Raw genomic sequence first — 23203 nt, 5'->3', positions numbered from 1 at the left:
ACTGACCCCGGACCTTCATGAAGCTGTCCGCCGACTGTCACAGGCGCGTGACAGGCCTCGCCCCCACCCAGGTCGATCGGCTCGCCGACCTGTTCCGCCGCGTCCTGCATGATGACCGTGATCGTCTTGGGTTCCGGGAGGACCGGTGGTGGAGGGCAGTGGGGTGGACTTGATCCACATGGTCGACGGGAGCAGCAGCGTCCGGCTGCGGGTGCTGGGTCGGCACAGGCCGGGGGCGACTCCGTACAACGACTACCTCGACGCCGAGATCATCGTGACAAGTGGCTTCGCCAACGGCCGTCTCGAGATGTGCCTGTCGCCCGAAGACCTGGTCGACTGGTCCTCGGCCCTGGACGAGCTCGCCGCCGGCAGGAGCATCCACTGGCTGCGTGATACCCAGATTCGGATCGAGATCGACAGCCATTTCTCGGTGCCCGTACCGATCGTCACGGTGAAGGACGACAGCGAGTCGCTCTCGTCGGTTCGAGTCCGGCTGGACGTGGGCCGCACCTGGGTCGACGACCTACGCGAGCAGTACGAGCTGGTCCGAAGGGCCTGGCCGAACGAGGTGGTGTCATCTCCGCGGTCAAGGAACTACTGGCAGTGAACGGGCCGGTCGGCGCCGCCGGATCGGAGAACAGCCCAGGCTGAGGGCTTCGTCCCAGCGGATCCGCAGGCGGCGGAACTGGTGCGGATGAACGAAGGTGCGCTCCACGAGCCGGCTCCCGGCGCGCGATCGGCGGCTTCACGCCCAGCCGCCGGACCGGGCCGCGGCGCTTGTCGCGGTCGAACCCGCGACCAGCGAGGACAACGTCCGGGCGACGAGGCGGCCGGCCACGCTTGCCTGCGGGAGCTGGAGGCTTCGGCCCACCCACGCTCCCGCAGTATCCGATCCGGGCTACCTTCCGATACGCCGTCCGGGTCTGCCCTGGCCGATCGGGGTGTTCTGGGCGCTTCCGTCCGTCGTTCCCGGGCGATGATCCGTTGCGGACCATGCTGGTGTCCGGCCGTCCTCTGCCTCTGGCCGCAGGGGTTCGGCGGCCATTCCTGAGAGGCCCCCGTTATGCGCGCTTACGTCATCGACGCCTTCGGCGATACCCCCGCCCTTCGGGAAGTCCCACTTCCGGACCCCGGGCCGGGCGAGGTGCAGATCAGGGTTCGTGCGGCGGGAGTCAATCCGCTCGACTTCAAGACGGCCGCCGGAGAGTTGGCCGGCTCGGGAGCCGAGTTCTCCTTCCCCCTCACCCTCGGCTTCGACGTGGCAGGCATGGTGACCGCGGCCGGCGCGGGCGCCGACTTCGCCGTCGGCGACGAGGTGTTCGGCCTGGTGTGGCCACACTCCTTCGAGCACGGCTCCTTCGCCGAGTACATGACCGCCCCCCGGCAGGCGGCGCTCGCACACCGCCCCGAGGGCCTGGACCCCGTGGCCGCCGCGGCGCTGCCGATGACCGGCGGTACCGCACAGAGCGTGGTGGACTGGCTCGGCCTGACCGAGGGCGAAAAGCTCTTGGTGGTCGGTGCGACCGGCGGCGTGGGCTCGTATGCGCTGCAGATGGCCGCCGACCGCGGCGCCCACGTCATCGCCGTCGCGGCCGCCGCGGACCACGAGTACGCCCGCTCCCTGGGCGCGGCCGAGACCATCGATCACCGCACCACCGATGTCGCAGACGCGGTCCGCTCCGCCCACCCCGACGGCATCGACGCCGTGATCGACCTCGCCGACAACGCCGAGACCGTCTCCACCCGTATCGCACCTCTGCTGCGCGATGGCGGCCGGCTGCTCAGCACGGTCTTCGCCACCGACCCCGACGTACTCGCGGCCCGGGGAATCCGGGCGGTGAATTTCGCCTACCAGGCCACCGGTGAGGACATGGCGCGCCTCGCCACCGGGGTGACGGCGGGCGGCCTGCGCGTCGCCGAGACCCGCAACTACCCCCTGGCCTCCATCGACGAGGCCCGCACCGCCCTCATGAACGGGCACGTCCGCGGCAAACTCGTCGTCACGACCTGACAGTTGCCGGGTCGTGATGACGACCTTCCCGTTGCGCCCTTCCGTTGTGGATCTCGTCAGGTGTCGAGTGGAAGTTCCAGCAGTTCTTCTGGGGGCTGGAAACCGAGGCGCTGATAGAGCGGGGTGCTGCGTTCTGACGGCCAGACGATCAAGCCCTCGAGGCCTGCGCTGTGTGCATGCTGCTTCAGCGCCTGAAGGAGCGCGGAGCCAGCTCCTTTGTTCTGTTGTGACGGCAGGACGAAGAAGTTCGTGACATAGCCGACGGGGTTGTTGTCCTCGTAGGGATCCGGCATCCGCTCCACCAGACAGAGGAAGACGTGACCGCAGATTTCGCCTTCGGTCTCCGCGACCCAGGCCAACCAGTCGCCATCCCTGAGCCGGTCGTGGATCCAGTGCTCTGCCTCTGCCAGGGGCCGAGCGGGGGCCGGTGGTCGTCCTTCGTGGTCCTCTTGCTTGAACGTCCAGCGGAGTTCGGCCAGGCGGCCCGCATCGGCGGGTCGGGCGGGGCGCACGGTGAAGTCTGTGGTCACGCGGCGAGTCTCCCGGTCACACCGCGGCGGGGCGATCTGATTTCCGTGCCGGTCACAGCCATTCGTTGATGGCCGCGACGAGGGCAGCGGCTTCGGAGCGTACGGCGAGTCTCTCGTAGCGGGTGGCCACCGCCGGTGTCTCTTGAGGGCTCCTCGACCTGCTCGCAGCTGCGCTTCTGATCAGCGGCAAGCGTCGAGGGACGGAGCTGGTCTGCGCCATCATGACGACCGACCTCGCCGCCAACTGGTACGCGACCTATGGCATCCAGCACAGCAACCTCGCCGCTCAGCCCGGCCTCCAACGACTGTTCGCCTTCACTGTGTTCGTCTTGGGAACGGCGCCTTTCGTCCGCCGACACCTCAGCTGAGCCGACGCGAAAGGCTCACTTCCGACACACGACCTGAACTTGTTCTTCAACTTTGGGCTGGGCACCTGCCGCTTGGCCCGCTAGCGGGCCAGTGGCAAAGTGAGCCGGATGATCGGACACCTGTACACCGTTGTCATCGACTGCCCCGACCCGGATGAGCTCGCCGGTTTCTACGAGAAGCTGTTGTCGCTCTCGCGGCAGGCGGACACCGGTGACTTCGTCGTACTTCAGAACGCGGCGGGTGCACCGGTGGTCCTCTTCCAGCGGGTGGACGACTTTCGCGCGCCTCGGTGGACGGATTCCGCGCGTCCTCAGCAGATGCACATCGATGTGATGGTCGCGGACCTCGACGTAGCCGAGGAGCAGGTGCTCGCCCTCGGTGCGACGCTGCTGGATGGTTCGGACAAGCCGATCGGTTACCGGGTGTACGAGGATCCCGTCGGCCATCCCTTCTGCCTGATCACTCCCGAAGGAGCGTGACCTCGGAGCCTGAGCCCCGGCGTCGAAATGCGTCTCGAACCAGGTCGCTGACCTGTGGATTTCTCCAGCCGTTGAGGCGGCCTTTGTCTGATCGTGTGCTCCGTCCAAGGTGCACCGACATCGATACCGACAGGCTGCGTTCCTTGCCGGCGTGCCTGCCACTGGCCCGGTTCCCGGACGGCTCACACCTGCGCGGGTCCGGCGGACGTTGCCCTCGCCGGCCCGCCCGCTGAGGGTCGGCTCGCCGGCACAGAAGAGTGCCGGAGCCGCGAGATGCTCGCGGCTCCCCGGCAGGCGGCCCCGGGGGGAGGGCCGTATCGGGGGAGCGGTGGTGGATGCGGCCCGGGGCGGCGCATCCCCGCTCGGGGTCAGCTCGCGGAACCGTCCAGGGTGCTGTCGGGGATCCAGGAGCCGTGGAGTCCGGCGCTGACGCGGTGGGGGAGGTGGACGGTGGCGACGCGGTCGAGGCCCGAGGCGTCGAGGACCAGGAGTTGTGAGGCGTTCTGCTTGAGGTCGGAGACGACGGTGAGGAGGTAGCCGTCGTCCTCGCCGGTGGCGTCGGCGGCGGGGACGAAGACGGCTTCGCTCGGCATCCGGGCGTCGCCGATCTGGTGGATGCGGCGCGCGCCGGTGGTGCGGTCGTACTTGACGATGCCGTAGCCGCCGAAGCCCTTCTCGTCGGGGAAGGAGATGGCGTACTGGTAGCGGTTCTCGGCGCCCAGGTAGTCCTCGTTGATCGTCGGGAACTCGACGGGGAGGTCGTCGATGATCTGCTCGTCGACGGTGCCCGCGGTCAGGTCGAGCACCCAGCGGCGGGTGTAGGAGCGGGTGACGGGCTCGCTGCCGCGCTCGGGGGCGCCGATCCACCAGTTCCAGGAGAGGCGGAAGCCTTCGCGGTCGACGGTGGGGCCTTCCAGGACGATGCGGCCCTGGCTGTCCTCGTAGGCGTTGGAGACGTGGAGCATGTTGCCCGGCTCGATGGAGAACCAGCGGGTGTGGCGGGCGCCGTTCTCGCCGCGGGGCATGACGCCGATGCGGGAGGGCTGGTGGTCGCTCCAGCTGTACGGGATGCCCGAGCTCTCGGTGTGGTCGAAGGTGACGTTGCCCTCGACGAAGACGACGTGGCGGCGGGTGATGGCGAAGTCGTGCTTGAGGGAGGCAGTCGCTCCGGGAACCTCGGCGCTGTGGGTGATGGCGCCCTTGGCGTCGGCGACGTAGTGGGTCAGGAACGGCGGGAAGGGCGAGGAGCCGAAGAAGTGGAGTTCCCCGGTGACCGGGTCTTCCTTGGGGTGTGCGGTCATGGCCGTGCGCAGCTTGCCGTCGAAGTCGTAGGCGCCGACGGTGTCCAGGTCCGAGGTGAGCTCGAAGGGGAGGTTGGCCTCGCACAGGGCCAGGAGGCGTCCGGCGTGCTCGATGACGTGCGTGCCGGCGGCGCTGGCGGTCAGGTCCGGGCCGCGCTCGGTCATGTACGGGGCACCCTCGAGGGCCGGGGTGTGGACCCAGCGGTTGCGGTACCACTCGGCGCGGCCGTCACGCAGGCGGATGCCGTGGACCATGCCGCTGCCCTTGAACCAGTGGGTGGGGGTGACACCGGGCTTGGGGTTGTGGCCGTTGCGCAGCAGCCGGCCGGTCAGCTCCGGCGGCAGGGAGCCCTCGACGGTGAGGCCGGTGGCGGAGACCTCCTCGGCGACGGGGGAGTAGTGGCCGGTCAGGTACGGCGGGGTGGTCGTCATGGCGGGAATCTCTTTCGTGGATGGGTGGATGGAGCGATCAGTGGACACGTGCGTGCGTGGCAGCATCGATGTGGTGCCTGGTCAGACGGGCTGCTCTGCGCGGTCCTTGAGGTGGGAGAGCCAGCCTTCGAGGGAGTCGTGGAGCGCCTTGCCGAGTTCGTCGACCTCGGAGTCGACGGGTTCTCCGCTCCAGGACTCCTCGGTGTGGACGACGACGCCGGCGTCGGACTGTTCGAAGGCCCATACGTGGACGCCGACGATGCCCTCGACGGTCCCGCCCCACACGATCCGCTTCCCCGGGACCAGCTCCCGCACGGTGGAGGTGATGTCCAGGCCGTGGGTGAGCCAGCTGAAGGAGGCGCCGGGCAGCAGTGGTCCGTCGACCGTCGTCCGGTCGATGTCCGTGTTCCAGGTCGGCCAGGCCGCGACATCGGTGTGCAGCGCCCACACGGTCGTGAGCGGGGCGTCGATCACGGTGCTCAGGCGGACGATCACGGGGGCGGTCTCGTCGATGGTGACCATGGCTGTACTTCCTGTCTGGATGAGATGTGTCGGTGGTGCGGCTGTGGCTGATCTACCGGTCCAGCGGGACAGGTGAGAGCGGAGAGGTTCCCGGGTCGACGCCGGCCGGTCGGGCGGTGGTGCCGGTCGGCGTACGCGCCCCGGTACGGCGGATCAGGAACAGGGCGAGGAGTGCGGTGGCGGCCAGGACGGCGGCGGAGACGGTGAAGGCCGTCCGGTAGCCGGCGGTGAGGGCGTCCAGAGGTGGCCGGTCGGCGGATGCGTGGGCGGTGACGGAGCCGGCCAGGGTGGCGAGGGCGGCGAGGCCGATCGCGCCGCCGACCTGTCGGGTGGTGTTCACCAGGCCGCCGGCGAGACCCGCGTCCTGGCGCGGTACGCCGTCCACCGCGAGCGCGGTCAGCTGCACGAAGGCGATGCTCAGGCCCAGGCCGACCAGGATGCTCGGCCCGAGGACATCGACGAGGTAGGTCCCGTCCGGCCGCATCCACGACAGCCACAACAGACCGGCGGCTTCGGTCAGCAGCGCCGCGGTCACGGTCGCGGTGGCTCCGATGACTCGGGCGATGCGCGGAGCGAGAGCGGAGCCGATCATATGGGCGAAGGCGAGGGGTAGTTGTCCCATTCCGGTGACCAAGGGGCCGGACCCGAGGACCTGTTGCTGGTAGAGCGGCAGGAAGAAGAACAGGGCGATCCATACGGACCCCAGCAGCGCCATCAGCAGATTGCCCGCGGCGACCCGGCCGGCGCGGAGCAGCCGCGGCGGTACGAGTGCGTTCGGCCGACTGCGCTCGATCACGTAGAAGGCCGTGAGCAGCACGGCGGCGGCGCCGAGGGAGCCCAGCACCCGGGCGTCGGTCCAGCCGGCGCCGCGTGCCGTGGTCAGCCCCCACACCAGGGACGTCAGGGCGAGGGTGACGGTGACGGTGCCCAGCAGGTCGAACTGCCCGCGTCTCGTCGCGCCCAGCCGCTCATCCTGCCGGTCGCCCGGCCGTTCGCCCTGCCGTCCGGCCTCCGCTGCGGCGTCCCGTGGCACCAGCGCCACCACGGCGGCCAGTACCACCGCCGATCCGAGGGCCACCGAGTGGAAGATCCAGGGCCAGCCCCACGCCTGGGTGAGCACACCGCCCAGCAGCACGCCACCCGCCGCTCCCGCGCCGGAGACCGCTCCCCACACGCCCAGCGCCCTACCGCGCCCCGGGCCGGGCGGGAACCGGTCCATCACCAGGGCGAGCGCGGCCGGGGCGATCGCGGCGGCGCCGACACCCTGCACCGCACGGGCGGTGATCAGCACGCCGGAGGAGGTGGTCAGCCCGGCTGCCACCGAAGCCAGTGCGAACAGGGCGAGCCCGCCGACCAGCACCCGGCGGCGGCCGAGGAGATCGGCGACCCGGCCGCCCGCCAGGAGCAGTGCCCCGAACGCCAGGCCGTAGGCGTTGACCACCCAGGTGGTCCCGCCGTCCGAGAGGTTCGCCCCCGCGCGGATCTGCGGCAGCGCCACATTGACGATCGAGGTGGCGAGCATGACGGTGAACTGGGCTGCGGCGAGGGCGGAGAGCACCGCTCCCGGCCCGGGGGCCCGGCCTGCTGCCCGGCCCGTCTGCGTGAGTGCAACGTTCATGTCGCACAGACTCGGCGCGGACGCTGTCCACTATCCAGACCCGACAGGAGCGGCCACTGTCCACTCCTGTCCGCACCTGTCCACCCGACCGGCACCGGACCGGCACCGGACCGGCACCGGCCCGACCCGGCGTCCGACCCGGCGTCCTGCCCGGCGCGCGACCCCGCCGACGGCGCGCGTCCACCGCCGCTAACGCGGGTCGTGCAACTCCTGCTGCCACAAGGCCTCACAGAGCAGGTCCAAGCCCTGGCGCAGATGGCGGCGGTAGGTGCCGTACGGGAGCCCCAGGCGGCGGGCCGCGGCCTCCTGGGTGGGCGCACCGGAGAAGTAGCCGGCCGTCAGGGCCTCGCGGGCGCGCACCCCGCGCGGGTCGAGCCCCAGCTCGTCGACCGCCCCGCGCAGCAGGGCACGCAACTCCCCGACAGGACTGCCGAAGTCGGCCGCGAGACGGGACCGCATCAGAGCGCACGCGGCGAACGCGTCCGCGTCACGCCAGTGGGCCAGCGCCTCGCGCACGGCCTGGTCGAACGCGGCGCGCGAAACGGGCGACGGCCCGGACGGGGCGGCAGGCGCCTCGGTGGCCGATATGAAGCGCATGAGCCATGTCTCCACCGGCAGTTGACGCCAGTCGACACCGAACAGCCCGTACGTGTACTCGCCGACCCGCGGCCGCGCCCCCGTGTCCGCCAGCGTGCCCTTGACGCGCTCGCCCCACGTCTCGGCGTCCTGGAACACGGCGAACCCGTACGCGCGCCCGCGGGCGCGGGCCGCCTCCGCCTGGGCCCGGGAACTGCTCAGGTCGATGACCCGCGAGGGCACCTGGTACCGCTCGGGGTAGATCGAGAAGCGGCTGATGCCGATGTGCTCGCCGGGGCTCACCGGGTCGGTGTCCTCGGTGTACCGCCAGGCCGCGGCCACAACGGGGTCGGTGGCCAGGTCCTGGGCATCGGGAGGGTACGGCAGGACCAGTCGCGCCGTGAACGCCACGATCCGGCCCGTGCTCACGAGCCGGTACACGCTGAACGACTGCGGCTGACGCCGCGCCCAGTAGCGGACCAGCTCCGCCGAGGCGGCCCCTTCCGTCTCGGCGGCCATGCGCAGGATGACATCGATGTCGTCCGGGTGCAGCGGACGGTCGTGGACCTCGTCCTCGCGGGACCAGGAGCGCAGTCGGGCCAGCGTCGCGCCCTCCCGGAACAGGTAGAAGAGATCGTCGGTGACGGTCCACACCCGTTCCTCGGGCGCCTCGCGCAGGATGCGCAGGTACTCGTCCGCCAGACGTTGGCGCATCGCCTCGAAGGCGTTGGGCGCCCGCCAGCGCAGGTCGGCGGCCAGCGTCTCGCGTGCCGCGTCGTGCGGATACAACCCCCGCAGACTGGACTCCATGAAGGGCAGGTCGCGCAGCCAGGAGAAGAGGGGATGCACGTCCTCCCCGGGGAGCACCGCGGCCAGCAGCTCCTCGGACGTCGAGTGGGCCTGCGCCGCCACCTCCAGGGCCCGACGGTGGGACGCCGTGGGCACCTCCCCGATCAGCCCCGCCAGCAGGGTGCGCAGCACGTCCGCCGTGGGTGCCCAGATCTCCTCCCGGCCGCAGCCCTCCGACCCGGCCGCGGCCGCCAGCGACAGCGCGAGCGGGTTGCCCCCGGCGAAGCGCAGCACCCGGTCCCGCAGCTCGGGCCGGATCTGCGCCGCCACCAGCAGGCTCCGGGCCTGCTCCGCGGAGAACGGCTCCAGCTCGCTCACGTGCAGGAGCCGGGACCAGGCCGGATCGGCGGCCCACTGGGGCTGCGGAGCCCGCCGGCCGCCCAGGACGACCAGGGTGTCGTCCGCGGCACGGGGCAGGAAGTGGTGCCACAGCCAGCTCTCCAGCCACTGGCAGTGCTCGAACGAGTCCACGAACAGGACCGTGCCCGGCACGTCCAGGAACGGCCCGGCGGCGTGCTCGAAATCGGCCGGGTCACGGCTGACGAACCGGCCGTCGAGTTCGACGAGCAGCCGGCCGGCGGCCCGGGCGTGGTCCGCCAGCCGCCGCAGCAACGTCGACTTCCCGATGCCGCCCGGCCCGTACACGTAGAACGCGAACGGTGCCTGCGGATCACCCGCCAACGCCTCTCCGAATCGCCCGAGTTCCTCGTCCCGGCCGACGAACGCCTGTACGCGCGCCCTGCTCAGTCTTTCCCCCACGGACACCATGGCGGCTCCATCCCTTTGTTGCAGCGGTGGACAGCGGTTGCGGGTGTCCGGGCTCTCTCGCGGACACCCTGGGCCTGCGCGAAGCGGGGCTCCGCGCAGGCCCGTTCATGTCACTTGACGAGACCGAGGTTCCCGTCATCGGCGTGACCGGTGACCAGGAGAGTGGTCTCTTCGACGCGCCGGAAGCGGCCGTCGGCGGCCAGCTGGGCGAAGAGGTAGACCTCGGTGCGGGAGGTGTGGCCGTCCTCGTGGACGAGGGTGACGGTGTGGCGGTCGGCGTAGCGCGTTCGGTCACGGAGTTCGTCGTGGACCTCGATGTGCCCGCTGCGGATCAAGGAACGCAGGCGTGTCATGTGCTGGGTGAAGGAGGCGCGGTCACTCCACACGCCGTTGGTGCGCTGGCGGTAGTCAGGGGTGAAGTGCCGGTCGATGGCTTCGGTGAGGTCGAGGCCGGGGGTGAACAGCAGATCGTTGATGGCTCGGGTGATGTCGGTCGATGTCATGGTCGTCTTCGCCTGAGAGTGGGGGGTGTACGGGGGAAGTCCGGGCTTCTGGAGCCGCGGAGGACAGGAGCCCCGGGCAGGCCGGGCAAGCCGGGGGGAGGGACGGACGTACGGCGGTCACGTAGGCCGGTCACCTACGTCGGTCACCTACGTCGGTCACGCACGTACGGTGTCGCGTCAGCGGACGGGGGTGAAGTCCAGCGACAGCGCGACCGGACCCCTGGTGTAGAGGCCGGCCTCCTGGTACCGGAAGCCGGGGCTGTAGCGGACCTGGTCGAGCAGGGGCAGGAGCATTTCCGCGGCGGTCTCGAGCTCGGCGCGCGCGAAGGCGGCGCCGACGCACTGGTGGAGTCCGGTACCGAAGGCCAGGTGCTGGGCGGCAGCGGTGAAGGAGCGGGCGGAGCCCAGGTCCGGGCGGTGGATGTCGAAGGTGTCCGGCGCGGTGAAGGCATCGGGGTCGCGGTTGGCCGCGCCGATCATGCAGAAGACGGTGGCGCCCGCCGGGACGGTGGTGCCCGCGAACACGGCGTCCTTCTCCGCCTGGCGGGGAATGAGCTGGACCGGCGGCGTGTAGCGCAGGGTCTCGGCGATCGCGGCACCCAGCAGATCCGGATCCCGGCGGACCTGCGCCATCTGCTCGGGATGGTCGATGAGGTGCTTGAAGAGCAGGGCGAGGGTCTTGTCCGCGGGCTCGGTGGAGGCCACCAGAACGTTGATGATCAGTGCGGTGACCTCGCGATCGCTCATGGCGACGCCGTCGAACTCGGCGGTGCACAGCTGGGATATCAGGTCGTCGCCGGGATTGCGGCGCCGCTGTTCGATCACCGGGAGGAGATAGGCCTCCAACCGCTCGGCTCGGTCGATGCAGTGGCGGCGGCGCTCGGGGGTGAGGTTCAGGCCGGTGACGAACTCGACCACCCCGTTGTGCCAGGCGGCCAGCTGCTGCCAGTCCTTCCGGTCCAGGCCCAGGACGTCGAGCGTCACGTGCATGCCGAACGGCTTGCCGAAGTCGTTCACCAGGTCCACCCGGCCCAGCGGGAGGAACGGGGCCATGAGCTCGGCGGCGTTGGCGTGGATGACGCGTATCTGGTCCTGGAGAGCCGAGCCGGTGAAGGCCCGGACGACGATTCTTCGTTTGGCGGTGTGCTCGGCCCCGGTCATCTGGGCGAGGACGGGCCCGCGCATCACCGGCTCGGCGCGCACCTGCAGCGTCTCGGTGGTGAACAGCTCATGGTCGGTCAGCACCCGCTTCACGTCCTCGTGGCGGGAGACGAAGTAGCTGTCGATCGCCGGTTCGTAATGCACCGGAGCCTGCTCCCGCAGTTGTGCGAAATAGCGATAGGGGGCAGCGGCGAAGTCCTCGGACAGGACGCTGAAATCGGTAGGGACCACGGACATGGGGGGAAGGCCTCTCGAACTGCGCGACGCACGGAAGGAGCGAGAGCGGGGGTCGGCAAGAACCTCCGCCCTGGTCCTGGCCGAAGGGGGTTCCGGCCGGGACGGCCGCCTGCGCCTCTCGCGTGCGCGAGAGAACGAGCAGGTAGGCGGTCCGGTCTGCAAGACGTGCGAACGGCGGTATGGGTTGCGCCGGTTGGGAGGACTTCACCACCGGCCATTGGGTGGAAAACGGCGCAAGATCCGCAGCTCAGGGCGCCAGGTCGGCGGCCTGATGGGCCGTGGTCGCACGAGGATCGGTCCTGGCCGACTCGTTCCCGGGTCTCGGTGCGGACCGTCCCGGCACCCTCGAAGGAACGACTACTTGAGCGTGTCTGTGCAAACGGTTGCCCAGCTCAGTTGCTGCGGGCGGTGATGTCGCCGTAGGAGGTGGTGGCGCGGATGTTCAGGCCGGCGGCTGCGCCGTCGGTGTTGGTGAGGGCGTTGTGGACGCGGCCGTGGGCGGTGCCGGCGTCGAGGGTGGCGGAGACGCCGCGGGCGGCTCCGATGGTGATGTCGCCGGCCTGGGTGGTGAGTTCGACGGTGCCGTGCAGGGCTTCGGCGATCTGGAGGTCGCCCTTGTGGGTGGTGATCCGGGCGGGGCCGGTGAGGCGTCCGACGGTGACGTCGCCGGCCATGAGGGTGAGGTGGGTGCTCGCGGTCTCGTCGAGCTTGACGGTGGCCTGGGCGCTCTCGAGGGTGATGTCGCCGAGGCGGCCGACGCCGCGGAACTCGGTGGCCGCGGTCTTCGCCTCGACGTGGGAGCCGGCGGGGAGTTGGACGGTGATCTCCACGGAGCCGGACTGGCCGAGGATCTTGTTCTTGGTGGGTGCGGCGGTGATCCGCAGGACGCCGTCGCGGTATTCGGCGGTGGTCTGTTCGGCGGCCTTCACGTCGCGGCCCTTGGAGGCGTCGGCGGGGAGGATCTCGACGGTGGTGTCGGCCCGGTCGGCGGCGATGAGGCGGACGAGGCCGGCGGGGATGTCGAGGACGGTGGTGATCGGGGCGGTGGTGGCGAACTTCTGCACGGTACTTCTCCTTCATCGGCGGCTGCGCTTCGTGCGCCCCGCGGTTTCTGATGAACGAAAAGCTACGTTGCGTTCAATGATCTGGCAACAGACTCGTTGCGCTTGATTGGCATTACTGCAGCTCAAGGGCAGGTTTTCATTGCAATGGTTTCGCGCTTAACGCAACACTGTGCAGTAGGTTCGTTGCAATGGAATGGAAGTGAACGCTAGCCGAGCAGCGGCCGGGGGTCGGCGGTCGGCGGGCTCGTGGCCGAGCCGCGCTACCACCAGCGGACCGGGTACCGGACTGCTCCCCGGCGTACGCGGGACGCCGCGAAGCCGGCGACCACGAGGACCACGGTGGCCCCGAGCAGCAGGGGGACGAACCGTCCGGGAGCCGGGGCCTGCAGCACGACCACGACCGCGGTGGCGCAGGCGGGTGAGTGCGGGGTCCGGGCGAGCGTGGTCGCGGCGAACGTCAATCCTCCGGCCAGCGCCGCGCTCCAGGGGCTGCTCTGCGCCAGCGCGAGGGCCGCGTACCCGGCGGCGGCGCCCAGAAGGTGCGCGACGACGACGCTCCGGGGCTGGGCCATCGGGAGGGTGGGGGCACTGTGCAGGACCCCGGCGCTCGCGGCGAGGGACGGTATGAGGACCGGTTCGCTGATCATCGCCCCGATGGCCGCGAGCGCCAGCAGGACGGCGGTGACCGCGCCGACGCTGTGCAGGGCCGCCGCCGCGCCGCGCCAGGCCGGGTGCCGGTGCTCGCGCCTCCTCGGGAGCGTTACGTCGTCATGCGGCGCCTCGGGGCCGGGCACGCGCCGACGGGGCAGCACGGAGTCAGCGTTCACGGGGGCGGCTCCTGGCACGGCGGCGGTCCACGGCTCGGGTCGGGGTGCGACGGGAGGACTCGCGCACCGCCCGCCACCCTGCACCGCCGGTCTGTCGCCGGCCTACAACGCCTGCGTACCGACCACGGCGCCGCGCCCGAGCCGCCGGGGCGTCACCGGTCCCGAGCGCCCCCGACCCGGGGACCGCGGAAGCCGTATCCGCCGCCGTCGGGGAGTCGAGCGGCGTCCGGCCGTCGCGTGCCCTTGGATGGGCCCTACACGGACGGACCGCCGACCAGCTCCCGGAGACCGGTATGAGGAAGATCAAGGCGCAGTTGTTCATCTCGCTCGACGGTGTCGTCGAGGCGCCCGACCAGTGGCACTTCCCCTACTTCGACGAGGAGATGGGGGCGGCCGTCGACGCGACCCTCGGCAGGGCCGACACGCTGCTGCTCGGGCGCCGGACCTACGACAGCTTCGCCGGCGCCTGGCCGGGGCGGGAAGCGGCCGGTGGGGAGGACGCCCCGTTCGCCAAGGTGCTCGGTGACGCCCGCAAGATCGTGGTGTCGAACAGCCGGCTCGACTTCACCTGGCGGAACTCCGAACAGCTCGTCGGCGACCTCACCACAGCGGTCACCGCGCTCAAGAACGAGCCGGCGGCCGCGGACACCCCCGTCTGGATCAGCGGCTCGGTCTCCGTCGTACGTCAACTCGTGGCCGCCGGGCTCCTGGACGAACTGAACCTCCTGCTGCACCCGATCGCCGTACGTAACGGCATGCGCCTGTTCGAGGAGGACGCGCCGGCGATCCCGCTGGAGCTGGTGTCCGCGGATACCTTCCGGACCGGCGTGCTGAACCTCTCCTACGCCGTGGCCACCGCACCCGGCGAGGGGACGTACGAGGACGCCAAGACCCACCTGCCCCAGCACTAGGGGGTGTCCTGTCGATCAGGGCGGGCTCGCGGCGGTCGATCCGGTCGCGGGCGATCCGGCCGCTCCTTCGTGATCGCGGCGGTGGCGGGCTGTCCGGTCGGCCTGGTGGGCGGCGGATTCCGCTGGTGCCTGCTGCACGCGGACAGGCTGCGCGCTTCCGTACGGGAGGTGGCCGACGGGCGGGGGTCGCGGGCCGGCTCGTTCCGGTCGTCCTCACCGCGGTGGGCGCAGCGGTGGCGTGCGCGATCGCACAGCGCGTCCCGCACGCCGCGGGCAGCGGGATCCAGCACGTGGAAGCCGTGTGGCGGCAGGAGGCCGAGGCCCGCACCGCGTGGCTGCTGCCGGCGAAGTTCATCGGCGGGCTCATCGCGATCGGCTCGGGCCTGGTCCTGGGAAGGGAGGGGCCGATCGTCCGCATGGCGGCCGCGATCGGGTCCACGGCCGGTCGCCGTGGCGGCCGCCGCCCCCGGCGAAGATGACGGGGTCCGGCGCGCTCCTGCTGCCCTTGCTGACCGCCTGCTTCGCCGCGACCGTGACCGCGGACCGGCTGGGGAGCGAACCCGTCTACGACACGCTGCGCCGCCGCATGCTGGAACGAGCCTGAACACCGCCACTCACCCGGAGAGCTCGGCCCGCCACTGTCGTGGCCACTGCCCCGGCGGCGGTGGAGCTCCCCCTATTCCGAGGTCGCGCCGCGCGCTCTCGTAGAAGGCGTCACGTGCCGCACTCGCGAGCCGATGCGCCGTGGTCCACCTCTCGCCGTCGACCGTGCCCTCCCGCACCAGCAGCTCCACGGTCCAGATCGTCTCGTGCCAGTGCCGTGCCGCCGCGATCGTCGCCGCGTCCCCGACGAGCAGGACGGACTCCCACTCCGTCGCCCGGTGGGACTCCGCGTCGGCGAGCATCGGCAGACCCTCCGCCGGTGCCAACGGGTCGGCCACGTCGGCGAATCCGAGCGAGGCGCCGATGCGCTGGGTGACGCGGAGCTGCGCCTTGAGGGCATTGGCGTAACGGCCGTACGTCTCGAAGCGCTTCTCGTCCCACCGCTCCTCCCGCTGCCGCGTCCACCGCCGACGCTCGGTCAGGGTCTGCACGGCGTACGAGCCGAGCGAACCGACCACGACGCCTATCAGAGCGGGCAGTTGATCGACCAACGCCACAGTTCCTCCCCCGAACCCGTTCCCCCGGTGCCGCACGACAGTCGCGCCGCGGCAGTCAGCCCTACCCACCTTCCGGTCGGTTCGTTCCTGCCGGCCCGGACCGGAGCACCGCAACGGATGGGCGCCGACCGTAGGGTGGCCGAATCCGACCCAGGAGGACCGCATGGCGAGCATCGTGATCGCGCAGACGACCGTGAACGACGAGACGAAGGCCTACGACATCGCGCGGGCCGCGGTGGAGGCCCGGCTGGCGGCCGGTGCGCACATCGACGCCCGGATGACCACCTTCTACTGGTGGAAGGACGCGGTGCAGCACGAGCGGGAGTACCGGATCTCCTTCAAGACGACCGCGGAGAAGGTCACCGAGTTGCAGGCGTGGGTCCACGAGCGGCACCCGTACGAGGTGCCGCAGTGGATCGTGCTCCCGACCGTCGGAACCTCGCAGGAGTACCTGGCGTGGGTGGAGAAGGAGACCACGACCGGGTAGTCCCCGCCCCGCCCCTGCTGCCGGCGCGAAAGAAATCCCCGCGCACCGGCGGCAGGCTCGCACTAGGGTGGGCCGCATGAACGTCACCGGCCCCAGCACCACCGCGACCGCGCGAGCGACCAGCTCGCCGGTTGCCGCCGCCTGACCTTCCCCTCTCCCCGGCGACCGGACAACGGTCCGTCGGTTGTGCCGTGGCGCCCTTGCCCCCGGTCGGAGACTGCGCGGTCCCGTTCTCCGGTGCCTCTCCCGCTCGATGCGAAGGAGTCACCCCATGAACCACCACACGAGTACCGAGCAGTTGATCAGCACGTTCGTCGAGTACTTCGAAGAGCGCGAGCACCGCCGCATCGTCGGCTCGACGCTGCTGCCACCACCCGGCGACCCCGTACTCTTCACCACCTCCGGCATGCACCCGCTCACTCCGTACCTGGAGGGCCGCCCCCACCCGTTGGGCAGCCGGCTGGTCAACGTCCAGCGCTGTCTGCGCACCACGGACCTGGACGAGGTCGGCGACGCCACCCACCTGACGGTCTTCGAGATGCTCGGCACCTGGTCGCTGGGCGACTACGACGGCCCCCGCAGCCTCGACTGGGGGTACGGGCTCCTCACCGAGGGGCTGGGCACCGATCCCGGCCGGCTGTACGCCACCGTGTACGCCGGCGACGACCGGACCGGGCCCGACACCGCTTCCCTGGAGCTGTGGCAGGACCGCGGTGTCCCCGTCGAACCCACCGTGGAGGACAACTGGTGGTCCAACGGGCCCGTCGGACCGTGCGGTCCCGACTCGGAGATCTTCCTGTGGAGCGGCGACGGCCCGCCCGAGTCGACGCCCACCCGCGACGACCGCTGGGTGGAGGTGTGGAACCACGTGACGATGACCCACCGCCGGCTCGACGACGGTTCCTTGGTGCCCCTGCCCCAGCGCAACGTGGACACCGGCCTCGGCCTGGAGCGGCTCGCCTCTCTGCTCCAGGGCAAGCCGTCCGTGTTCGAGTGCGACGTCTTCGACCCCTGGCGCAGCCTCGTACCGGCCCTGTGGCCCTTGGACGAACGGTCGCTGCGCGTGGTCTGCGACCACCTGCGCTCGGCCGTCGTGGTCCTCGGCGACGGTGTGCGCCCGGCCAACACCGGCCAGGGCTACGTACTGCGACGCCTGGTGCGACGGATGCTCACACTGCTGTGGCGCGACGACCCCTCGCGCGGCCTCGGGGACCTGCCGGACGAACTGGTCCGGCACACCCTGGAGCACTTCCGGCAGGACATGGACCCCGGCGACGTACTCCCGATCCTGTGCGAGGAGGAGCGCCGGTTCCGCCGGCTGCTGGAGCGCGGGCGGCAGGTGCTCGCCCGGCCCCGGTTCCGCGGCCCGCTGACCGAGGAGGACCTCCACTACCTCCACGACACCCACGGGCTGCCCCGCGAGCTGGTCATGAGCCTGCGACAGGAGTGACCACGCAGGTGCGGACCGCGTTCCCCGCGGGGCCCACCGGCGCGGGGGCTTCGCGGGGACACCGCGCCGGACACGCCCTGGTCCCGGCCGCCGCTCCGGAACCCCACGGCGGAGGCTCCGGAGCGGCGGCACGACACCCCCCTAGCCGGCGCTGATCGCCGTCACGTGCGTGGAGCCGTCCCGCAGCGCGGTGATGCGGACCTGCCCCGCGGGGAAGGGGTCCCTCCCGTTCGGCCCGGGTATCTGCGAGAAGGGCGTCCAGGAGCCGTCCGGCCTCCTGACGTTGTGCCAGACCCGTCCGTCGAGCCCCACCGCCACGACCTGGGCCGAGCCGTCGGGTGTCCCCGCGATGCCGATGGCGCTGGCGCCCATGGTGGCGGTGGTGACGCCTCGCGGGGGCCGGAAGCCGGTCCAGGAGCCGTCCGGCCGCCGCAGCTGGTGGTACACCATCCCGTCGAGCCCGATCGCGAGGACCTGGGAGGACCCGTCGGGCATCCCGGTGATCGCCAGGGCCGCACCGGAGAACGTCGGGGCCCCGTTGTAGCCGGCCAGGCGACCCCAGGCCGTCCACGCACCGTCCCGCCCGCGCACGCAGTGGTACATGGCACCGTCCGTGCCGTAACCGATCAGCTGGGCCGACCCGTCGGGCATGGCGGCGATCGACACCTTCGTCGCGCCCCAGCGGCTCTTCGCGGTGAAGCCGGGCAGGGCCCGGAACCCGGGCAGACCGCCGTCGGCGCGGCGCTGCTGGTGGTAGGTGGTGCCGTCCATGGCCGTCGCCACGATCTGGCAGGTGCCGTCGGGGAAGGCCGCGATGTCCGCCTCCCGCACGGTGAATCCGGTCGAGCCGTCCGGCCCCGCGACGCGTTGCCAGGGCTGCGGGGTGGCCGAACCCCGTACGGAGGTCAGCCACAGCCCGTTGTCGGGCGCGATGCCCAGCACCACGACCGAGCCGTCCGCCATGCCGGCCACGGCGCTCTGCACCCCCGTGAACGAGCCGGCACCCGAGTCGGATCCGGCGGCACCCGGCAGCGGACGCATGCCGCTCCACGACCCGTCGGGCCGGCGCTCGGTGTGGAAGAGCGCCCGCCGCTCGACGTCGTACGGGGGCAGTTGCGCGGAGTAGAACCACACCGGGTTGGTGAGGGCCACCAGTTGGTCCAGGGTGGTGGAGGCGGGCTTGGGTCGGCGCACCTCGGCCCGGGCGAACAGGGAGGCCTTGCCCCAGCCCCGCCAGCGCAGCTGCCCCGTGCCGCTGCCGTCGATGCAGGTGGCGGCCATGATGCCCCACTCGGTGCAGAGCGTGGCGATGCTGTCGGGGGCGCCCGTCACGTTCAAGGTCACGTCGACGGCGTCGAAGAACGACAGCGGCAGTTCCTCACCGGGCCCCGCGACGGCTCCGCCGGTGCGGGCGGTGAAGTCCAAGGTCACGGCGGCGGATTCGACGGCGTACGACCGGCCCCGGCGCAGTGCGTCCAGGACGGCGGGCGTCGACAGGCTGCTTGCGTACACGACGTTGTGGGGGCGGCCGACGGCGTCCGCAGGACTGTGCGCGTCGCTGTTGCCGACGGCGGCGACCCGCTTGCCGAGGCAGAGCATGACGTGCCAGGCCGCGATGTTGGCCGCGTCGTCCAGGGTCCACGGTCCGTTCCACACCTCCAGCGCGTCCACGCGATCGAGGCCGAACTCCCAGAAGGAACCCGCCGCCGGAGTGAGCGGGTGGGCGGCGATCGTGAGTCCGCCCAGACTGTGCACGCGCCGGGCCTGCCCCTCGAACGCTCCCTGGTTCGCGGGGCCGTAGCGCCAGTCCACCCATTCCCCCTGCGGCAGACCGACCGCCAGCCAGTGGCCGTGGCGGGTGGTGACCTCCTCGGCGTTGACGACCAGCAGGTCGGTCGGGACGTTGCCGCGCCATGTCACGCCGGTGGAGCTGGTGTTGTGGTCGGAGGTGGCGATGAAGTGCAGCCCCTCCTGGCGGGCCGCCGCGACGATCTCGTCCACCGTGCGCTGCCCGTCGGAGTGGACGCTGTGCAGGTGCAGGTCGCCCCGGTACCAGCCGGGGCCCCGCCCGGCCACCGAGGTCGGCAGGATGTCGTACGGGGGCCGGGGGAGCGGATCTCCGTGGTGGAGGGTGACGTCCACCTGCCAGGCCATACCGCCGGTGCTGCCGACCATCGGCCCCAGGATGACCGACCAGCCGCCGGGGTCGACGGGTCCGGGTACGTAGCCGGGGGTGGCGTCCGCGGCGGAGAGGGTGAACCCGGTCCGTGCGCCGCCCGACCAGCCGCGGAAGCCGGACGGGCCGAAGGCGCCGAGGTCCAGGATGCCGGCGGCGGCGTCGTGGGTGGTGGCGACGGAGATCCGCTGGACTCCGGCGGGGACGTCGAAGGGGACGTACGCCCACTGGTCGGTCCCGTAGGGGGAGTGGCCGCGGTAGGTGGTGGTCACCGTGTCGGTGCCCTGGCCCCGCGTCGCGGCGTACGCGATCGGCGCGGGAACCAGCGCGGCGGCTCCGCCCGCGGCCAGCAGGGCCCCTAAGCGGAGCAGGGACCGGCGCTCGACATGTGAGCCGGCGACGGCGTCGGGGCCGGAGCCGGGGGCGGGGGCCGGATCGGGCGCATCGCTCAGGAGGTGTTCACTCGACACAGCTGTGCTCTCCGTTCACGTGGGGGTGGCAGGGAAGGCGTGCTGGTGCTGGTGCGGGGGTTCTGCGGTGCGAGCGTGCGAGCGTGCGGGGGTACGAGGGGTGCGGCGGTGCGGCGGTACGGGCGAACGGCTGCGCCCGGCTAACGGCTGGAGCGCTGGGCCTCGACGATCTGTCGTACGGACCCGTCGACGTCCGTACGGGCCTGGACACGCTCGGCGAACCCGGGGAACTGCCCGGCGACGGCGCTCAGCAGCCGCAGCTCCAGCGGGGCGACGTTGACCTCGCACCGGTCGCGGCGGACGGCCCGTTCGACGCCGTCGGCGACCTGGCCGGGCGTGACGGTCCTGATGCCCTTCGGCGTGGTGGCACCGGTGGCCGCGAACATCCCGGCGTCGCGGACGAAGCCGGGCTGGACCAGGGACACCCCCACCCCCGTGCCCCTGAGTTCCTGGCGCAGGGCGAGGGCGAATCCGCGCAGCCCGAACTTCGTCGCGTTGTACAGGGAGGTCGACTTGGTCGCCGCCTTGCCGGAGATGGAGCCGACCAGCACGATGTGCCCGCGGCCGCGGCCCACCATGTGCTCCGCGAGCAACCGGGACAGCAGGACGGGCGCGCGGAGGTTGACGTCGAGGGCGCGGTCGAGCTGGTCCTCGGTGTAGTCCAGAAGGTCACCGCTGGCCGGCAGGGCGGCGTTCGCGACGAGGATGTCCGCCTCCGCGCAGCTCTCGGCGAGCCGGACGACGTCGGACCGTACGGCCAGATCGGCGACCACGGTACGGGCGCCACAGGCGTCGGCGGTGGCTTTGAGGGCCTCCTCCCGGCGCCCGCTGACCGTGAGGCGGGCCCCCTGCGCGGTCAGGCGCGCGGCCAAGGCGGCGCCGATGCCTCCGGTGGCGCCGGTGAGCAGAACGTTCGATCCGGATATGTCCACGAGCACTCCCGTGCGGCTGGCGAAGTCCCTCAACTGTTCGTTCGAACGAACAGTATGGACGGCCTCGCTCCTTGTCCACACTTCGTCGTCCCCAACTACCCGGCCCCACCTGGGCGGTCGAGCAGGTGGATGGGGCAGAATTACGCCATGCCCCATGCTTCCGACACCCGCCAGAGCATCATCGACGCCGTACTGCGGATCATCGGGCAGGACGGCATCGCCGCCGTCACCAACCGGCGGATCGCGAAGGAGGCCGGAGTCTCCCTCGGTTCCGTCACCTACCACTTCGCCACCCAGCACGAACTGCTGCGCGAGAGCCTGCTGCACTTCGTGGCCGAGGAGACCCGGCACTTCACGGCACTCGCCGACGCATGCTCCGACGAGCACTTCGACATCGGGCAGGCGGCCGAGGTGGTGGCACAGGTGGCGGGCGGCAATGCCTTCGACAGCCGCCACATCGCGCCGTTCGAGCTGTACGTCCAAGCCGGCCGCGACGAACGGTTGCGCGCCGCCGCGGCCGAGTGCTTCGCCGCCTACGACCTGCTGGCCACCCGGATCCTGACCCACCTCGGCGTCCCGGACCCCGAACGCCTGGCCGGGGTGGCCGTCGCCCTCGTCTTCGGGCAGCAGCTACGCCGCCTGGCCACCGGCGCCCCGGCCGAGGACCTCGTCGACACCCTGCTGATCCTCACGAAGTTCACCCCGACGCAGACCCCCTAGGAGTTCCGGCTCCGGTCGCGGCCGCAACGGGTGCGGACGGCGGCCGGAGCCGGGGTGGTGCGTCACGCGGTGTGCGCGCTGTGCGCGGGGACTTCAGTACGTGTACCCCACGTGCGCGAGGGCCTGCTTGAGCAGCGCCGCGTGCCCGCCCGGCATCTCGCCCTGCACGGCCGCCGAGAGCGCTTCCTGCGGGCTGAACCAGACCAGGTCCAAGGCGTCCTGACGCGGCCGGCAATCGCCGGTGACCGGCACGATGTAGGCCAGGGACACCGCGTGCTGGCGAGGGTCGTGGAACGGGGTGACGCCCGCCGTGGGGAAGTACTCGGCGACGGTGAACGGCTGGAGGGACGTGGGGATGCGGGGCAGGGCCACGGGCCCCAGGTCCTTCTCCAGGTGGCGGAGCAGCGCGTCACGGATCCGCTCGTGGTGCATGACACGGCCGGACACCAGGGCCCGACTGATCGCCCCGTCCGTGCCGATCCGCAGGAGCAGTCCGATGGTGGTGACTTCGCCGGTGTCGTCCACGCGTACGGGGACGGCCTCGACATACAGGATCGGCATCTGGGCCCGGGCCATCTGCAGCTCGTCGTCGGTCAGCCAGCCGGGCGTAGTTTCGGTCGTGTCAGACATTCCTTGATCCTACTTTCCAGGGTGGGCTCCGGCCCAGATCACGCGTCCGCCCGACCCGGGAAGAGTGGACCCGTGGGGCCCGTCCCCGCGATCCGGACCCGCGACATTCTGCCGCGTACGGGGCTGACGTACCGTTTGGGCATGAGCATGCCCCCGCCCCAGCAACCCCCCGGCCCCTACGGGCCCCCGCAGCCCCCGAACCCCCACGGCGGACAGCCGTACGCCGCACAACCCGGACAGCAGCAGCCGTATCAGGGCCGGCCGTACCCAGGTCAGCCGTATCCGGGTCAGCCGTATCCGCCGCAGCAGTACCCCGGCCAAGGAGCATGGGGGCAGCCTCCGACGGGCATGCCGCCGCGCAAGAACCGGACCGGCATGGTGATCGGGATCGTCGTGGGATCGCTGGCGGTGCTCGGCGTGCTCGGTGCGATCGGCGCCGGTCTGAGCGGATCCGGATTCCCCGAGGCCCGATACCGGCTCACCGTTCCCAAGACCCTGGTGGACGGCAAGTACCAGCTGGTCCAAGACCATTCGGACACCGAGGGCAAGAAGGCCCTGAAGGGCACCTACGACTCGAAGATCCGCGATCCGAAGCCGGTTGTCGGCCAGTACGCCTTCGAGTCCCCCAAGGAGTCGGGCGCCATGGTCGTCTCGGGGATGTACGGGCGGTTCAAGGACCCCGCGGAGGCCCGCAAGAAGATGCTGAGCGGCGCCGCGGACGCCGAGGGCTCGTCCCTGGGCGCCCCCGCGCGGGACATCACGCCCACCGGCTCCGACGTCACCCTGTCCTGCCAGGTGCTGACGGTGCGACAGGGCGGGGTCGAGAGCTCCCTGCCGATGTGCGCCTGGGCCGACGAGAACACCGGCGCCTCGGTCGGGATCGTCGGCCAGGAGACCGCGCTGCAGAAGCCCGGGTCCGTCGACCTCGTCAAGACCGCAGAGACGACTCTGAAGGTGCGCGCCGAGATGCGGCAGCCGATCGGCTGACCCGGCGCGGGCGGCGCGGGCGGCGCGGGCGGC

24 protein-coding genes are annotated in these 23203 nt (G+C 71.4%); 11 read left to right on the top strand and 13 right to left on the bottom strand.

Features of this window, described 5'->3' with window-relative positions:
- Positions 1 to 163: 163 nt before the first annotated feature.
- Positions 164 to 607 (top strand): DUF5959 family protein, encoded by a 444-nt coding sequence (locus tag AB8A24_RS36930; protein ID WP_369478681.1) that lies wholly within the window; start codon positions 164 to 166, stop codon positions 605 to 607.
- A gap of 456 nt (positions 608 to 1063) precedes the next feature.
- Positions 1064 to 2011: an NADP-dependent oxidoreductase gene (locus tag AB8A24_RS36925; protein ID WP_369478680.1), complete on the top strand. Its 948-nt coding sequence runs from the start codon at positions 1064 to 1066 to the stop codon at positions 2009 to 2011.
- Positions 2012 to 2067: 56 nt separating this feature from the next.
- Here AB8A24_RS36925 and AB8A24_RS36920 read toward each other — a convergent pair whose 3' ends face one another.
- Complete coding sequence (locus AB8A24_RS36920) at positions 2068 to 2541, bottom strand: GNAT family N-acetyltransferase (RefSeq protein ID WP_369478679.1); 474 nt, start codon at positions 2539 to 2541, stop codon at positions 2068 to 2070.
- Positions 2542 to 2762: 221 nt separating this feature from the next.
- Here AB8A24_RS36920 and AB8A24_RS36915 point away from each other — a divergent pair, with 221 nt between their 5' ends.
- Together AB8A24_RS36915 and AB8A24_RS36910 are read left to right on the top strand one after the other, a co-directional pair.
- On the top strand, positions 2763 to 2909 hold the full coding sequence (locus AB8A24_RS36915) for a hypothetical protein (RefSeq protein ID WP_328964835.1): 147 nt from the start codon (positions 2763 to 2765) through the stop codon (positions 2907 to 2909).
- A 108-nt stretch (positions 2910 to 3017) separates the two neighbouring features.
- Entirely contained in the window at positions 3018 to 3389 is a 372-nt protein-coding gene (locus AB8A24_RS36910) for a VOC family protein (protein WP_266387018.1), read from the top strand.
- Positions 3390 to 3757: 368 nt separating this feature from the next.
- Here AB8A24_RS36910 and AB8A24_RS36905 read toward each other — a convergent pair whose 3' ends face one another.
- The 8 genes from AB8A24_RS36905 to AB8A24_RS36870 all read right to left on the bottom strand — a co-directional run bounded on the left by AB8A24_RS36905 (position 3758) and on the right by AB8A24_RS36870 (position 13247).
- Positions 3758 to 5122 carry a carotenoid oxygenase family protein gene (locus tag AB8A24_RS36905; protein ID WP_328964836.1) on the bottom strand — a complete coding sequence of 455 codons (1365 nt, stop codon included), beginning with the start codon at positions 5120 to 5122 and terminating at the stop codon, positions 3758 to 3760.
- 81 nt (positions 5123 to 5203) lie between these two features.
- A complete protein-coding gene (locus AB8A24_RS36900; protein ID WP_328964837.1) occupies positions 5204 to 5644 on the bottom strand; it encodes an SRPBCC family protein in 441 nt (146 codons plus the stop codon).
- Between the two features lie 52 nt (positions 5645 to 5696).
- Positions 5697 to 7262 (bottom strand): MFS transporter, encoded by a 1566-nt coding sequence (locus AB8A24_RS36895; RefSeq protein WP_369478678.1) that lies wholly within the window; start codon positions 7260 to 7262, stop codon positions 5697 to 5699.
- Positions 7263 to 7451: 189 nt separating this feature from the next.
- Positions 7452 to 9455 carry an ATP-binding protein gene (locus AB8A24_RS36890; RefSeq protein WP_369478677.1) on the bottom strand — a complete coding sequence of 668 codons (2004 nt, stop codon included), beginning with the start codon at positions 9453 to 9455 and terminating at the stop codon, positions 7452 to 7454.
- A 110-nt stretch (positions 9456 to 9565) separates the two neighbouring features.
- Complete coding sequence (locus tag AB8A24_RS36885) at positions 9566 to 9958, bottom strand: nuclear transport factor 2 family protein (protein WP_328964840.1); 393 nt, start codon at positions 9956 to 9958, stop codon at positions 9566 to 9568.
- A gap of 177 nt (positions 9959 to 10135) precedes the next feature.
- Complete coding sequence (locus tag AB8A24_RS36880) at positions 10136 to 11356, bottom strand: cytochrome P450, cyclodipeptide synthase-associated (protein ID WP_328964841.1); 1221 nt, start codon at positions 11354 to 11356, stop codon at positions 10136 to 10138.
- A 392-nt stretch (positions 11357 to 11748) separates the two neighbouring features.
- A complete protein-coding gene (locus tag AB8A24_RS36875) occupies positions 11749 to 12420 on the bottom strand; it encodes a DUF4097 family beta strand repeat-containing protein (RefSeq protein WP_369478676.1) in 672 nt (223 codons plus the stop codon).
- 260 nt (positions 12421 to 12680) lie between these two features.
- On the bottom strand, positions 12681 to 13247 hold the full coding sequence (locus AB8A24_RS36870; protein WP_328964843.1) for an HPP family protein: 567 nt from the start codon (positions 13245 to 13247) through the stop codon (positions 12681 to 12683).
- A gap of 293 nt (positions 13248 to 13540) precedes the next feature.
- Between AB8A24_RS36870 and AB8A24_RS36865 the strand changes: the two genes are divergently transcribed.
- The 3 genes from AB8A24_RS36865 to AB8A24_RS36855 all read left to right on the top strand — a co-directional run bounded on the left by AB8A24_RS36865 (position 13541) and on the right by AB8A24_RS36855 (position 14762).
- Positions 13541 to 14158, top strand: coding sequence for a dihydrofolate reductase family protein (locus AB8A24_RS36865; protein WP_328964844.1), 618 nt, complete (start codon positions 13541 to 13543; stop codon positions 14156 to 14158).
- A gap of 125 nt (positions 14159 to 14283) precedes the next feature.
- On the top strand, positions 14284 to 14637 hold the full coding sequence (locus AB8A24_RS36860; RefSeq protein ID WP_328964845.1) for a chloride channel protein: 354 nt from the start codon (positions 14284 to 14286) through the stop codon (positions 14635 to 14637).
- Positions 14634 to 14762 (top strand): hypothetical protein, encoded by a 129-nt coding sequence (locus AB8A24_RS36855; RefSeq protein WP_328964846.1) that lies wholly within the window; start codon positions 14634 to 14636, stop codon positions 14760 to 14762. Before AB8A24_RS36860 ends, AB8A24_RS36855 begins: the two co-directional genes overlap by 4 nt.
- 10 nt (positions 14763 to 14772) lie before the next feature.
- On the opposite strand, the gene AB8A24_RS36850 is transcribed toward AB8A24_RS36855, so the two are convergent.
- The gene (locus AB8A24_RS36850; protein ID WP_328964847.1) at positions 14773 to 15318 is read right to left on the bottom strand and encodes a hypothetical protein; all 546 of its coding nucleotides are present in this window, start codon (positions 15316 to 15318) and stop codon (positions 14773 to 14775) included.
- A gap of 163 nt (positions 15319 to 15481) precedes the next feature.
- On the opposite strand from AB8A24_RS36850, the gene cutA reads away from it, so the two are divergent.
- On the top strand, positions 15482 to 15805 hold the full coding sequence (gene cutA / locus AB8A24_RS36845; protein WP_369478675.1) for a divalent-cation tolerance protein CutA: 324 nt from the start codon (positions 15482 to 15484) through the stop codon (positions 15803 to 15805).
- A 271-nt stretch (positions 15806 to 16076) separates the two neighbouring features.
- Positions 16077 to 17255, top strand: coding sequence for an alanine--tRNA ligase-related protein (locus AB8A24_RS36840; protein ID WP_369478674.1), 1179 nt, complete (start codon positions 16077 to 16079; stop codon positions 17253 to 17255).
- Positions 17256 to 17396: 141 nt separating this feature from the next.
- Here AB8A24_RS36840 and AB8A24_RS36835 read toward each other — a convergent pair whose 3' ends face one another.
- Complete coding sequence (locus tag AB8A24_RS36835; RefSeq protein WP_369478673.1) at positions 17397 to 19901, bottom strand: CehA/McbA family metallohydrolase; 2505 nt, start codon at positions 19899 to 19901, stop codon at positions 17397 to 17399.
- A 140-nt stretch (positions 19902 to 20041) separates the two neighbouring features.
- Positions 20042 to 20833: an SDR family oxidoreductase gene (locus tag AB8A24_RS36830; RefSeq protein ID WP_266386981.1), complete on the bottom strand. Its 792-nt coding sequence runs from the start codon at positions 20831 to 20833 to the stop codon at positions 20042 to 20044.
- A gap of 147 nt (positions 20834 to 20980) precedes the next feature.
- Between AB8A24_RS36830 and AB8A24_RS36825 the strand changes: the two genes are divergently transcribed.
- Positions 20981 to 21553, top strand: a complete 573-nt coding sequence (locus AB8A24_RS36825; protein WP_328964851.1) for a TetR family transcriptional regulator — start codon at positions 20981 to 20983, stop codon at positions 21551 to 21553.
- Between the two features lie 93 nt (positions 21554 to 21646).
- Here AB8A24_RS36825 and AB8A24_RS36820 read toward each other — a convergent pair whose 3' ends face one another.
- The gene (locus AB8A24_RS36820; RefSeq protein ID WP_030728338.1) at positions 21647 to 22183 is read right to left on the bottom strand and encodes an NUDIX hydrolase family protein; all 537 of its coding nucleotides are present in this window, start codon (positions 22181 to 22183) and stop codon (positions 21647 to 21649) included.
- A 141-nt stretch (positions 22184 to 22324) separates the two neighbouring features.
- On the opposite strand from AB8A24_RS36820, the gene AB8A24_RS36815 reads away from it, so the two are divergent.
- Positions 22325 to 23170, top strand: a complete 846-nt coding sequence (locus AB8A24_RS36815) for a hypothetical protein (protein WP_369478672.1) — start codon at positions 22325 to 22327, stop codon at positions 23168 to 23170.
- Positions 23171 to 23203: the final 33 nt, after the last annotated feature.

This window comes from Streptomyces sp. BF23-19 (assembly GCF_041106355.1).
Taxonomy (GTDB): Bacteria; Actinomycetota; Actinomycetes; order Streptomycetales; family Streptomycetaceae; genus Streptomyces; species Streptomyces virginiae_A.
Note: the sequence above shows the minus strand (reverse complement) of the source record. Positions and strands in the feature narration are given on the sequence as shown.

Excerpts from the sequence above, each read along its gene's own strand:
- AB8A24_RS36925 (WP_369478680.1), top strand. The coding sequence starts at position 1,064 with ATGCGCGCTTACGTCATCGACGCCTTCGGCGATACCCCCGCCCTTCGG.
- AB8A24_RS36915 (WP_328964835.1), top strand. The coding sequence starts at position 2,763 with ATGACGACCGACCTCGCCGCCAACTGGTACGCGACCTATGGCATCCAG.
- AB8A24_RS36910 (WP_266387018.1), top strand. The coding sequence starts at position 3,018 with ATGATCGGACACCTGTACACCGTTGTCATCGACTGCCCCGACCCGGAT.
- AB8A24_RS36905 (WP_328964836.1), bottom strand. The coding sequence starts at position 5,122 with ATGACGACCACCCCGCCGTACCTGACCGGCCACTACTCCCCCGTCGCC.
- AB8A24_RS36900 (WP_328964837.1), bottom strand. The coding sequence starts at position 5,644 with ATGGTCACCATCGACGAGACCGCCCCCGTGATCGTCCGCCTGAGCACC.
- AB8A24_RS36895 (WP_369478678.1), bottom strand. The coding sequence starts at position 7,262 with ATGAACGTTGCACTCACGCAGACGGGCCGGGCAGCAGGCCGGGCCCCC.
- AB8A24_RS36890 (WP_369478677.1), bottom strand. The coding sequence starts at position 9,455 with ATGGTGTCCGTGGGGGAAAGACTGAGCAGGGCGCGCGTACAGGCGTTC.
- AB8A24_RS36885 (WP_328964840.1), bottom strand. The coding sequence starts at position 9,958 with ATGACATCGACCGACATCACCCGAGCCATCAACGATCTGCTGTTCACC.
- AB8A24_RS36880 (WP_328964841.1), bottom strand. The coding sequence starts at position 11,356 with ATGTCCGTGGTCCCTACCGATTTCAGCGTCCTGTCCGAGGACTTCGCC.
- AB8A24_RS36865 (WP_328964844.1), top strand. The coding sequence starts at position 13,541 with ATGAGGAAGATCAAGGCGCAGTTGTTCATCTCGCTCGACGGTGTCGTC.
- AB8A24_RS36855 (WP_328964846.1), top strand. The coding sequence starts at position 14,634 with ATGACGGGGTCCGGCGCGCTCCTGCTGCCCTTGCTGACCGCCTGCTTC.
- cutA (WP_369478675.1), top strand. The coding sequence starts at position 15,482 with ATGGCGAGCATCGTGATCGCGCAGACGACCGTGAACGACGAGACGAAG.
- AB8A24_RS36840 (WP_369478674.1), top strand. The coding sequence starts at position 16,077 with ATGAACCACCACACGAGTACCGAGCAGTTGATCAGCACGTTCGTCGAG.
- AB8A24_RS36825 (WP_328964851.1), top strand. The coding sequence starts at position 20,981 with ATGCCCCATGCTTCCGACACCCGCCAGAGCATCATCGACGCCGTACTG.
- AB8A24_RS36820 (WP_030728338.1), bottom strand. The coding sequence starts at position 22,183 with ATGTCTGACACGACCGAAACTACGCCCGGCTGGCTGACCGACGACGAG.
- AB8A24_RS36815 (WP_369478672.1), top strand. The coding sequence starts at position 22,325 with ATGAGCATGCCCCCGCCCCAGCAACCCCCCGGCCCCTACGGGCCCCCG.